Source organism: Pseudomonas sp. lyk4-TYG-107, assembly GCF_030209055.1.
Taxonomy (GTDB): Bacteria; Pseudomonadota; Gammaproteobacteria; order Pseudomonadales; family Pseudomonadaceae; genus Aquipseudomonas; species Aquipseudomonas putida_A.
This window is the reverse complement of sequence record NZ_JARVST010000007.1, coordinates 36,141-48,812: the sequence shown is the minus strand read 5'-3', so window position 1 is coordinate 48,812 and position 12,672 is coordinate 36,141. Positions and strand designations below refer to the sequence as shown.

The 12,672-nt window shown below is 61.0% G+C and carries 8 protein-coding genes; 7 read left to right on the top strand and 1 reads right to left on the bottom strand.

The window, feature by feature from the left end; genetic code table 11:
- The first annotated feature begins 25 nt into the window (after positions 1–25).
- The 5 genes from QRN61_RS07835 to QRN61_RS07815 all read left to right on the top strand — a co-directional run bounded on the left by QRN61_RS07835 (position 26) and on the right by QRN61_RS07815 (position 10,253).
- Positions 26–2,749, top strand: a complete 2,724-nt coding sequence (locus QRN61_RS07835; RefSeq protein ID WP_285373519.1) for an RHS repeat domain-containing protein — start codon at positions 26–28, stop codon at positions 2,747–2,749.
- Positions 2,750–2,772: 23 nt separating this feature from the next.
- Positions 2,773–5,454, top strand: coding sequence for an RHS repeat-associated core domain-containing protein (locus QRN61_RS07830; protein WP_285373518.1), 2,682 nt, complete (start codon positions 2,773–2,775; stop codon positions 5,452–5,454).
- An 83-nt stretch (positions 5,455–5,537) separates the two neighbouring features.
- Positions 5,538–7,298 carry a sensor histidine kinase gene (locus QRN61_RS07825; RefSeq protein ID WP_285373517.1) on the top strand — a complete coding sequence of 587 codons (1,761 nt, stop codon included), beginning with the start codon at positions 5,538–5,540 and terminating at the stop codon, positions 7,296–7,298.
- The gene (mifR, locus tag QRN61_RS07820) at positions 7,298–8,629 is read left to right on the top strand and encodes a two-component system response regulator MifR (protein WP_150368579.1); all 1,332 of its coding nucleotides are present in this window, start codon (positions 7,298–7,300) and stop codon (positions 8,627–8,629) included. Before QRN61_RS07825 ends, mifR begins: the two co-directional genes overlap by 1 nt.
- A 304-nt stretch (positions 8,630–8,933) precedes the next feature.
- Positions 8,934–10,253: an MFS transporter gene (locus QRN61_RS07815; protein WP_007965880.1), complete on the top strand. Its 1,320-nt coding sequence runs from the start codon at positions 8,934–8,936 to the stop codon at positions 10,251–10,253.
- 131 nt (positions 10,254–10,384) lie between these two features.
- Here QRN61_RS07815 and QRN61_RS07810 read toward each other — a convergent pair whose 3' ends face one another.
- The gene (locus tag QRN61_RS07810) at positions 10,385–11,140 is read right to left on the bottom strand and encodes a COG4705 family protein (protein ID WP_027612499.1); all 756 of its coding nucleotides are present in this window, start codon (positions 11,138–11,140) and stop codon (positions 10,385–10,387) included.
- A gap of 343 nt (positions 11,141–11,483) precedes the next feature.
- On the opposite strand from QRN61_RS07810, the gene QRN61_RS07805 reads away from it, so the two are divergent.
- Both QRN61_RS07805 and QRN61_RS07800 read left to right on the top strand, forming a co-directional pair.
- Positions 11,484–11,777: a hypothetical protein gene (locus tag QRN61_RS07805; protein ID WP_097085995.1), complete on the top strand. Its 294-nt coding sequence runs from the start codon at positions 11,484–11,486 to the stop codon at positions 11,775–11,777.
- 259 nt (positions 11,778–12,036) lie between these two features.
- Positions 12,037–12,666 carry a flavin reductase family protein gene (locus QRN61_RS07800; RefSeq protein WP_027612497.1) on the top strand — a complete coding sequence of 210 codons (630 nt, stop codon included), beginning with the start codon at positions 12,037–12,039 and terminating at the stop codon, positions 12,664–12,666.
- Positions 12,667–12,672 lie beyond the last annotated feature (6 nt).

Here is a 12,672-nt window from a genome sequence, read left to right as displayed (position 1 = left end):
TGAATCACTGCACGCAGGTGCGCGCATGAATCCTTCAGTGCATTGGCGTACTCCTGCTCTGTCGGCTCACGATCCCAGGGGGCTGCCGGTCAGAAACGTTGCTTATCTGCGGGCGGTGGTGGGCGCCGAAGTCGAATGCCAGATCAACTGTCAACGCCACGATTCCAACGGCCGCCTGATCGAACAATGGGACCCGCGCCTCCCCGTGCCTTGTCTGACCACTGTTTACCGGCTGAATGGCGAGGCGTTGAAAATCGACAGCGTCGACGCCGGCTGGCGCCTGAGCCTGCCAGGACCTGGCAGTCAAACTCTGCAGCGCTGGGACGCCCGAGGCAGCCACTGGCACATGAGCTATGACACGCAATTACGCTTGATGTCGGTCGAGGAAAACGCGGCCGATATCGAGGTACTGACCTACGCCGACGCCACGGCCGATGCCGGGCACAATTTGCGCGGCCAGTTGCTCGGACACAAGGATCACGCCGGCACGCTACGTACTGACAGCTACGCCCTGCCCGGCCAGTCACAGACTGAAACACGCACCTTTCACGACGGCGAGGTGTTCACCAGCCAACGCGTTTTCAGTCCGCTGGGTGCAGTGCTGGAGCAGACGAATGCCGGTCAGCATCGACAGCAGTCACAGTACGGTCTGGCCGGACAACTCCAGCAGGTTCGCCTGCAACTCAAGGGTCACACCGAGTGGCAATCGGTATTGATCGAGGCGCAATACAACGCGGCCAGTCAGATCATCGAACAGCTACTCGGCAACCACGTGCGCAGCCTCTGGACGTATGACCCGGCCGACGGTCGGTTACGCACCCATATCTGCCGCAAGGACGCCGGTGCGATGCTGCAAAGCTTCGAATATTTCCACGACCGCGTCGGCAATATCGTACGCATCGACGACCATTGTTTTCAGCCGGTTTACTTCGCCAACCAGTTGATCGACGGCCAGCGCACCTTTGGTTATGACTCGTTATACCGTTTGACCCGCGCGACCGGTCATGACGACGCGCCCCTCTCCGACATTCCGGGACTGCCACAGCCGAGCGACCCGAACAACCGCCTCAACTACACCCAGACCTACGCGTACAACGCTGGCGGCAACCTGATCAAACTGCAACATATGCGAGCGGGTGCCTGCCAGACGCGCCAGATGCTGATCGACCCGAAGAGCAACCGTGGCGTGCGCTGGACGCCTGGCGATCCCGATCCGGTATTCGACCAATTGTTCGACCGTCACGGCAACCTGCAAGCATTGCAACCGGGGCAAACCTTGCACTGGAATGCTCGTGACGAGCTGGCCAGCGTTATCCTGATTCACCGCGAGGACGGCCGGCACGATGCCGAGCACTACCGTTACAGCCGGGGCGAGCGGGTGTTCAAGCGCCACAATACCTTCACCCCTCGTGGCGAGCATTTCCAGCAGACCCGCTACTTGCCCGGGCTGGAAGTCCGCTCGAATGACAAAGGTGAAGTGTTGCACGTCATTCAACTGGACATCGGTATCGGCCACGTCCGGTGCCTGCATTGGGCACAGCAAAAACCTGACGAAATCCGCTACAGCCTCAACGATCATCTGGGCTCCTGCTCGCTGGAGCTTGATCAACAGGCGCAAGTGATCAGCCACGAAGGTTATTACCCGTTTGGCGCCACGGCATGGATGGCCACGCGCTCGGAAATCGAAGTGAGTTACCGGTTCATCCGCTATTCAGGCAAGGAAATGGATGTCAGCGGCCTTTACTACTACGGCGCCCGTTACTTCGCCGCGTGGCTGCAGCGCTGGATCAGCGCCGATCCGGCAGGCGATGTCGACGGGCTGAACCTGTACGCGATGGTCAGCAACAACCCGTTGCGCTACGCCGATAACGGCGGCACGGAGCAGACGCCCAGTGAAGCGCTGCAGAAAATCAGCGAGTTTTCCAACGTGCTGACCCACATGACCAGTGAATTGCAGAAGGTCAACTATCAGCTCTACAACCTCACGCGTACTCGCGACATCTACAAGACCGCCGCAAAAAAACTCATGTTCAGCATGGCAACGTTTGCCGTGGCGATCAAGGCCGGGGCACTGGGGAGCACCGTCGGTGCCGGCATCGGCAGCCTGAGCGGCCCCGCCGCGCCCGTTGTGGTGCCCGTGGCGTCAGCGGTAGGGGCCATTTTTGCCGCAGAGGCGTCCGGCAAGATCATGGACAAGATCGGCGAAGAAACCACGCTCGGCTATTCGATCATGCCGGATCAGGCCGCGCTCTCGGTGAAAAGCCTGCAAAGCAAAGCCAAAGCTTCACCGAACTCGCTCAAAGGTACCCTCGAAAGTTTCAACCCACAGACCTCCGGGGGTCTGGTGAAGATCGGTCTGGAAACCACCGCTCGGGTTCTGGGCAAACACCTCAAGATTCCCTACCTGAAACAGTCCCTGAACATCGCCCGCCAGATGGCCCAACTCACGGAAGCGCTCAACGGCTCATGGGGGCAGGGAGATCTGGACCTTCTCAACGCGCGGCTGGATGAGTTGACCGGTTACCTCGACAGCCAGCAAGCCAGCCTTCAGGAACACTTCGATACGCAGACCGATGCAGTGCCCACGCCGGTGAAACTGATCGGTATCGCCCAGATGCCGGAGCGCACCAACAACGATCTGGCTCACCTGCAACAGCAAATAACCGTTGCTCGCGGCACCATCAAGCACGCCAGAAATCTGTTGGGCCGGGTATCAGCCTATCTGGTGCAGAAACAACAGGCGGCATAGCGCTGGACTACTGGGAGTAAACAATGGCAGCGTCGCTGTTTCACCACACCCCAAGCCTGCGCAGCCATGACCCTCGGCTCTTGCTGGTGCGCCAGGTGGAATACTTGCGCCAGATCGCAGGTGAACCGGCACAGGCCCTCATCAGCCAGCATCAGTATGATCCTGCTGGGCGGGTGGTGACGCAGCGCGACCCGCGCCTTCTCGACAATGCATCGCAGCCCAATCTGCAAACGATCTACAGGCTGGATACTCAACCGCTACGCATCGACAGCGTGGACGCCGGCTGGCGACTGATGTTGCCCGGTCTCGCGGGTGAGGAACAGCAGCGCTGGGACCAGCGCGGCAACCACTGGCAGTATGAACACGACCTGTCGCTGCGAGTGATCGCCGTCACTGAAAATGCGCAAGTCGATGTCGAGCGTTATGTCTATGCCGACCACAATGCCGACCCCGGGCATAACCTGCGCGGTGAACTGAGCGAAAGCGCCGACCCGGGCGCCACGGTGGTGGTCGACGGCTACAGCCTGCAGGGCAAGGCAGTGAGTGAAACCCGTACGCTGTCTGGCGAGACGGCGGCTTTCATCACTCGTACGGATTTCGACGCGCACGGCAATGTGGTGCAAGTCACCGACGCCGGTGGTCACCGGCAACGCTCGAGCTACGATGTCGCCGGCCAGTTACATCAGGTATCGCTGTGGATAGCCGGGGCTGACGCGGCACAACCGGTGGTCGACGCTGCCACGTACAACGCCTCCGGCCAACTGCTCGAACAACGGGCTGGCAATGGTGTGCGCAGCCGCCGCGTGTACGATCCCGCTGACGGTCGCCTGCTGAATCAGTTGGCCTGCAAGGATCAGGAAAAACCGCTGCAGGACTTGCACTACACCTATGACCCGGTCGGCAATGTCCTGCGTATCGAGGATCGCACCCTGGCCACGGTGTATTTCGCCAATCAGCGCGTCGATGGTGATCGTCATTTTGTCTACGACTCGCTGTATCGGCTGAGCGAAAGTCGCGGCTTCGAAGGCCAGATCCCGCAACAGTCGCCAGGTTTGCCGCAACTGATCGAACCCATCGACCCGGGGCGGCGCTTCAACTACAGCGAGCAATATCACTACGACGCGGGAAATAACCTCGTTGAACTGGTGCATGTGCGCAAGGGCCACAACTTCACGCAACAGATGAAAATCGCCCCTGACAGCAATCGGGGGCTGCGCTGCCAACCCGCTGACCCCGAACCGGTGTTCGGCGACTACTTTGACCGCCACGGCAACCAGCTGAAACTGCAGCACGGCGGCCTGCCTCTGGCGTGGGACAGTTACGATCAACTGGCCCGCGTCACCCTGCTGCAACACAGCAACGGCCTGCCCGACGACGATGAAATCTATCGCTACTGCCAGGGTCAGCGCGTTTACAAATGCACGCTGAGGCATACGCCGTCGATCACCGATCGCCGCGAGGTACGTTACCTGCCAGGTCTGGAAATCCACAGCCGCAGCGACGGCCAGCAACTGCATGTCATCGTGCTGCCCGGCGCCCGTTGCCTGCATTGGCTCAGCGGTCAACCGGCGGATATCGAGGCCGATCAACTGCGCTTCAGCCTCGACGATCACCTCGGATCCTGCTCGCTGGAACTGGACCGCCACGCTGGCGTGATCAGCCTGGAGCACTATTACGCATTCGGCGGCACGGCCTGGTGGGCAGCCCGTTCAGCCGTGGAAGCGGATTACAAAACGATCCGTTACTCGGGCAAGGAAATGGATGCCAGCGGTTTGTACTACTACGGCGCGCGGTACTACGCGCCATGGCTGCAACGCTGGATCAGCGCCGATCCGGCCCGGGATGTGGACGGACTGAACCTTTACGCTTTTGTCGGCAACAACCCGGCGATTCATGTCGACCGGAGGGGCAACTACAAGGTTATTTTCGATCTGGCCAAACGCGCGGTCGGCCTGCTCGACAAAGCCGAAACAGCGGCCGATCAATTACACAACCTGAGTCGCGAGTTCGACGATTTGATCCCCGAAGGCGCAGACATCGAAGACCTGCGCAAAACCATGACGTTCGGCAAATTTCTCAAGTCCCGCCAGGGCATCAAATCGGCTCTTTACGGTGCGGGGAAAGGGCTCGCCATCGGTGGACTTATAGGCACGGCGCTACCAGGAGTTGGCAATGCCATCGGCAGTGGTGTGGGGACGCTGGCGGGCATGGTCGTTTTCCCGTTGCTGCGCTATTACTTTTTCAAGAAAGGCTTGAAACTCGCGCAAACGCTGCGCACCCAGGAACTCAGGAATGGCCTGCAAACCGTCAGTGATACCGTCACCCGCGTGGTTGATGGCGCCACTGATCTGCTCAATGGCGGCACGGAGGTGGTGGAAAGCATCAAAAACATGACCAATACCCTCAACGCATATCACAAGCGGACACAGGCGCTGTTCCACGACCAGTTGGAGACCCTTGCCGGTGACAAACAACGCGAGGTCATCAAACTCATAAGAAGCGGACTCGACCCGTTCGACGCCATCAGCAAGGTGCTGGAGACGGCCCAAGCGGTCATGGATGACGCCCCCGACATCGGCGCAGACGTGAACAATCGCCTGCAACAACTGCAGAGCAAAGTCACTGAGAATTCAAGGCTTAAACCCATCCCCAAGCCCCGGACGAAATACATTCAGCGGGTCTCTGCCGGCGAAACGTACGTGTGACGTCGAAGGCCGTTCGAACAGTGCGCCGAGCCACTTCGGCGCATGCTATCGTGCCCGCCCGTCCCTCTATCCATTAGCCCAGCATGCTGCCGACTTCCCGTACTTTGCGCCTGTCGTTGTACACCCTGCTGATCATTGCCGGCGCGGCCATCGCCGCGACCCTTGCCATCCGCCACGCCGAACGCCAAGCGCTGGAGGAAGACGCGACCCGTGCCAGCCAGCAATTGGCGCTGTATGCCAACTCATTGCACACCCTGATCGACCGCTATCGCGCCCTGCCCGCCGTGCTGGCGCTGGACCCGCAATTGCGCAGCGCGCTGGCCGGGCCGGCGGGCGCGGAACAACAGAATGTGCTGAATCTGAAGCTGGAGCAGATCAACGGCGCGGCGCAGTCCTCGACCCTCGAACTGCTCGATCACAGCGGCCTCGCGGTGGCCGCCAGCAACTGGCGCCTGCCGAGCAGTTACGTCGGCCACAACTACGGTTTTCGTCCGTACTTCAGCCAGACCCGCACTCAGGGCAGCGGGCGCTTTTATGCGGTGGGGGTGACCAGCGGCATCCCCGGCTATTTTCTGTCCAGCGCGGTGCTCGGCGACAACGCCGAGTTCCTTGGCGCGATGGTAGTCAAACTGGAGTTCCCCGAGCTTGAGCGCGAATGGAGCCAGGGCAGCGACACGCTGCTGGTCAGCGATGCACGCGGGATCATCTTCATCGCCAACCAGCCCGGCTGGCGCTACCGCTCGTTGCGGCCGCTGGACAGCCGCGACATGGACGAGATCAAGCGCACGCGCCAGTACGACAAACAATCGCTGATCCCGCTGACGCATTTGTCGCTGCGTCACTTCGACGACAACAGCGACCTGCGCCGGGTCGAAGGCCCGGACGGAACGGCGGACTACTTGTGGGAATCGCTGCCGCTGGCCACCGAAGGCTGGACCCTGCACCTGTTGCGGCGCCCGCAAGTGGCCTTCGAAGACTTGCGCAACGCCGGGCTGGCCGCCGCAGGAGTGTGGCTGGCGCTGGTGTTCCTGCTGTTGTTCCTCAATCAGCGCTGGCGCCTGTCGAAAGTCCGTCAGCGCAATCGCGAGGAACTCGAACAACTGGTCGAAGAACGCACCCGCGATCTGCGCACCGCGCAGGACGGTCTGGTGCAATCGGCCAAGCTCGCGGCGCTGGGGCAGATGTCCGCCGCACTGGCCCACGAGATCAATCAACCACTGACCGCGCAACGCATGCAGTTGGCGACGCTGCGCCTGCTGCTCGAACATGGCCGCGTCGATGATGCGTACAAGGCGCTCAAACCGGTGGACGACATGCTCACGCGCATGGCATCGCTCACCGGCCATCTGAAAACCTTCGCCCGCAAGAGCCCCAGCGGCCTGCGCGAACGGCTGGATCTGGCGACCGTGGTCGATCAGTCGCTGCAACTGCTCGATGCGCGCCTACGCGACGAACAGGTCAGTCTGGTGCTGCACCTGACGCGTCCGGCCTGGGTGCGTGGTGATGCAATACGCCTCGAACAGGTGCTGATCAATCTGCTGCGCAATGCCCTCGATGCAATGCAGGGCAAACCGTGCAAGCGCCTGGAAATTCGCCTGGAGGTGGACGAACAACTGTGGCGCCTGAGCGTGATCGACAATGGCGGCGGGATTGCCGAACAGCACCTGAACCAGGTGTTTGACCCGTTCTTCACCACCAAACCGGTGGGCGACGGTCTGGGTCTGGGGCTGGCGGTATCCTTTGCCATCGTGCATGAATCCGGCGGGCGTCTGAGCGTGGAAAATGGCGAGGCCGGCGCGGTGTTCAGCCTGACCCTGCCGATCGATCTGGAGGCACACATCTGATGCTCAACTCGGTGATGGTGGTCGATGACGAAAGCAGCATTCGCAGCGCTGTCGAGCAATGGCTGAGCCTGTCGGGGTTCACGGTGCAGCTGTTCAGCCGCGCCGAGGATTGCCTCGCCGCACTGCCCAGCCACTTCCCCGGGGTGATCCTCAGCGATGTGCGCATGCCCGGGCTCAGTGGTCTGCAGTTGCTGGCCGAAGTGCAGCGCCGTGACAGCGATTTGCCGGTGATACTGCTGACCGGTCACGGCGATGTGCCGATGGCGGTCGAAGCCATGCGTGACGGCGCCTACGACTTTCTGGAAAAGCCGTTCAGCCCGGAAACCCTGCTCGGCAGCCTGCGCCGGGCACTCGACAAGCGGCGACTGGTATTGGAAAACCGCGCCCTGCACGAGCAGGCCGACCACCGCGCCCGCCTCGATGCGACGCTGCTCGGCGTGTCCCGTGGCATGCAGACCTTGCGCCGGCAAGTGCTGGATCTGGCGGCGCTGCCGGTCAACGTGTTGATCCGTGGCGAAACCGGCAGCGGCAAGGAACTGATCGCCCGCTGCCTGCATGATTTCGGCCCGCGCGCCGCCAAGCCCTTCGTGGCGCTGAACTGCGCGGCGATTCCCGAGCAGTTGTTCGAAGCCGAGCTGTTCGGTCATGAAAGTGGCGCGTTCACCGGCGCGTCCGGCAAGCGCATCGGCAAACTGGAATACGCCGACGGCGGCACGCTGTTTCTCGATGAAATCGAAAGCATGCCGCTGGCTCAGCAAGTGAAACTGCTGCGGGTGTTGCAGGAGCAGAAGCTGGAGCGCCTCGGTTCGAACCAGAGCATTCGCGTGGATCTGCGTATCGTCGCCGCGACCAAGCCTGATCTGCTGGATGAGGCCCGGGCCGGACGTTTTCGCGAAGACCTGGCGTATCGCCTTAACGTCGCCGAACTGCGCCTGCCGCCGCTGCGCGATCGCCGCGAAGACATTCCGCTGCTGTTCGAATCGTTCGCCTTCAGCGCCGCCCAGCGTCTGGGCCGCACGTTCCCGCCGTTGAGCGGAGCGCAATTGAGCCACCTGCTCAGCCACGACTGGCCGGGCAACGTGCGCGAACTGGCGAACGTCGCCGAGCGCCAGGTGCTGGGCCTGGATGAGCCGGTGCAGGGCATCGATCCGGGCCAGTCTCTCGCCGCGCAGCAGGAAGCCTTTGAAGCGCAATGCCTGCGCGCGGCGCTGACCCGGCACAAGGGCGATGTGAAAGCGGTGCTGGAAGAGTTGCAACTGCCGCGCCGGACCTTCAATGAAAAGCTGCAGCGGCATGGGTTGAGCCGGGAGATGTTTGTTCCGGGCAGCTGATTTATTGATTGCCGCTAGTGGCCACTTCGCGAGCAGGCTCGCTCCCACATGGGATTTGTGCTCGCCGCGTCTTCCTCTGTGGGAGCGAGCCTGCTCGCGAAGGGGCCCGTTGAGCAGCAGCAAATATCCACTCTAATGAGCGATTTTCCGCTCAATCAAATCAGGCAATAAGCGGATTTCCGCTCATTAAATCTTAAGCCCCCCTCTAAACCGGCCCTCTCCCCGTTGGCACAGCTCCTGCTATAGCCCAGGCAGGCTGCGTTCCAACGCGCTCCACAAAAACAATTAAACGAAGGATCCTTCAATGGATAACTCCAACGCCCTGCCCCTTGGGTCGGCTGCCGCGCCCGCCAAAGAAAGAACCACCGCCAGCCGGATCAAATCGATCTTCAGCGGCTCGGTCGGCAACATGGTCGAGTGGTACGACTGGTACGTCTACGCCGCTTTCTCGCTGTACTTCGCCAAGACCTTCTTCCCCGCCGGTTCCACCACCGCGCAACTGATGAACACCGCCGCAATCTTCGCCGTGGGCTTCCTGATGCGTCCGATCGGTGGCTGGCTGATGGGTCTCTATGCCGACAAGGTCGGTCGCAAGAAAGCCTTGATGGCCTCGGTCTACCTGATGTGCTTCGGCTCCTTGCTGATCGCCCTCAGCCCGAACTACGAAACCATCGGCATCGGCGCGCCGATCCTGCTGGTCTTCGCCCGCTTGCTGCAGGGTCTGTCGGTCGGCGGCGAGTACGGCACCTCGGCCACCTACCTGTCGGAGATGGCGACCAGGGAGCGTCGCGGTTTCTTCTCCAGCTTCCAGTACGTGACCCTGATCTCCGGCCAGCTCATCGCGCTGGGCGTGCTGATCGTGCTGCAGAACATGCTGACCACCGAACAGCTGTACGCGTGGGGCTGGCGTATTCCGTTCGCCATCGGCGCACTGTGCGCGATCGTTGCGTTGTACCTGCGTCGCGGCATGGAAGAGACCGAGTCGTTCACCAAGAAAGAGAAGTCCAAGGAAAGCGCGATGCGCACCTTGATGCGCCACCCGAAAGAACTGCTGACCGTGGTCGGCCTGACCATGGGCGGCACGCTGGCGTTCTACACCTACACCACCTACATGCAGAAATACCTGGTGAATACCGTCGGCATGAGCATCTCCGACTCGACCACCATTTCTGCCGCCACGCTGTTCCTGTTCATGTGCCTGCAGCCGATCATCGGTGGCCTGTCGGACAAGATCGGTCGGCGTCCGATCCTGATCGCCTTCGGCGTACTCGGGACGATCTTCACCGTGCCGATCCTGATGACCCTGCACACCATCCAGACCTGGTGGGGCGCGTTCTTCCTGATCATGGCGGCACTGATCATCGTCAGCGGCTACACCTCGATCAACGCCGTGGTGAAAGCCGAACTGTTCCCGACCGAAATCCGCGCGCTGGGCGTCGGCCTGCCGTACGCACTGACCGTGTCGATCTTCGGCGGCACCGCCGAATACATCGCGCTGTGGTTCAAGAGCATCGGCATGGAAACCGGTTACTACTGGTACGTGACCGCGTGCATTGCGGTGTCGCTGCTGGTGTACATCACCATGAAAGACACGCAGAAACACTCGCGGATCGTGACTGACTGATCGGGTTTTCACAGCCACTGCAACGGTGGCTGTGGTGGCCCCTTCGCGAGCAGGCTCGCTCCCACATTGGATCGTGATCGACACAAGTCCCCTGTGGGAGCGAGCCTGCTCGCGAATGAGGCGACTCGGTATCAAGTCAACTCGGCAACCGGCGGCTTGCCATAACGCTTCTGCGCATACGACGCGCCGACAATCATCACCAGCAGAATCCCCGCCAACACCGCCGACGAGCCGATGGTGCCGAAGTCCAGGCCGCCCTTTTCATGGGACTTGGTCATCAGGTCGCCCAGGGTCGCACCGAACGGCCGGGTCAGCACGAACGCCACCCAGAACAACAGCACCGACGAAATCTTCGTGAAGTATTTGAGCGCCACGACCACGGCAATGGTCGAGCCGATCAGCAGCGCGCCACCGGCAAAACCCAGGCCCGAATCATCGGCCAGGTAGTCACCGAGCGCCGTGCCCAGGGTGTTGGAAAACAGAATCGCCATCCAGTAGAACATCTCGCCACGGAAGGTCTGCACCTTGCTGACGTTCAACGAGTCGCCGCTCAGACGCCAGGCCGTGAAGATCGCCAATAGAATCGCAATCAGGATCATCGACCCGGTGGCGTAGCCCAGTTCAAGGGTGCGGTCCATGAAGTCGGACATGGTGGTGCCGGCGGTGCTGGTCGACAGAATCACGATCCAGTACAGCAGCGGCTTGTAGGTCTTGGCCATCAGTTGGCTGATCAGGGTCAGCACGAACACGCTGATCAGGATCAGCGAGCTGAGGGCGTACCCGACGTTGAGGGTCATCGACAGCAAGTCCCCCGCGGTTTCCCCCAGGGTCGTCGCGCAGATTTTCATGACCCAGAACGCCAGGGTGATTTGAGGCAGTTTGTTCATCGCAAGCAAAGCTCCAGTGTGGGACGGCCGGTTCTTGGTTTTCTGGCCGTGGGCAGACTGGCGTCGCACCGGTGAAAAACCGGTCGGCAACAGATGAAAAATCCGTCATATCGCGAAAAACAGCGATTAATCCCCCATTAATGCTGCCCCGGCATCCTGCCACTACCTGATCGATGACCCGCGCGGCGTTCGCTCCCGACAGTGGAAGCCCATTCAATGCGCCGCCCTTAATATCAAGTTAATCGATTGTTTTTAGCATTTATTTGCGCTTTTTTATCAATTTAGTTGGCGTAGCATTAAACCCATGCAAGACACACCCGCCAACGAATCTGGAGTCACTCACATGAAAACCAAACTGATCCTCGCTTTCGCCTTGTCCGTAATGGCCGCCAACACCTTTGCTGCCGACGGTTTTGATCGCACTGGCTCGGCCGTCGCTGCCGATGGTTATGACCGCACTGGCTCGGCAACTGTCGCCGAGGATGGCTACGACCGCACCGGTTCGGCGACCTTTGCTGAAGACGGCTACGACCGCACCGGTTCGGCGACCTTTGCTGAAGACGGTTACGACCGCACCGGTTCGGCTGCCTTCGCCGCTGACGGCTACGACCGCACCCAATCCGCTTCGATCAGCTGATTGCAGTCGTAAAGCGCACAGCCCGGCTTCGGCCGGGCTTAGTCATTTCTGGGGCATGGCAAATATCCCCTGTGGGAGCGGGCTTGCTCGCGAAAGCGCCGGGTCAGTCAACCACTGTGGCAACTGAAAGATTGCATTCGCGAGCAACCCGCTGCCACAAAGGGGATTGCATCAACTGGAATATCTTTGTGTGACTGGAAAATGCTGTTTCAGACTTGCACTATTGCCTCCTACAAACGCCCTCCAGGAACCTCCAGCCATGTCCGATGACATCCACTTCTACGAACCCGCCAACGGCCACGGCCTGCCCCACGATCCGTTCAACGCCATCGTCGGCCCGCGTCCCATCGGCTGGATTTCTTCGCAGGATGCCGACGGCCAGCTGAATCTTGCGCCTTACAGTTTCTTCAACGCGTTCAACTACATTCCGCCGATCATTGGTTTCTCCAGCATCGGGCGCAAAGACAGCCTGAACAACATCGAGCAGACCGGCGAGTTCGCCTGGAACCTCGCCACCCGGCCGCTGGCCGAGCAGATGAACCAGAGCTGCGCGATGGTCGCGCCTGAGGTCAACGAGTTTGAATTGGCCGGGCTGACGTCAGTGGCGTCGAAGGTGATTGCGGTACCACGGGTAGCCGAAAGCCCGGTGTCCTTCGAGTGCAAGGTCACGCAGATCATCCAGTTGCAGCGCGCCGATGGCGAAACCGTGCCGAGCTGGCTGATTCTCGGCGAAGTGGTCGCCGTGCATATCGCCAAATGGCTGTTGAAGGACGGGATCTACGACACCGCCGCGGCAGAACCGATTCTGCGCGGCGGCGGGCCGGCGGATTATTTCCAGTTGGGGCCTGAAGCCCTGTTCAAGATGTGGCGCCCGGGGGCGGACAAGTAAGCGCAG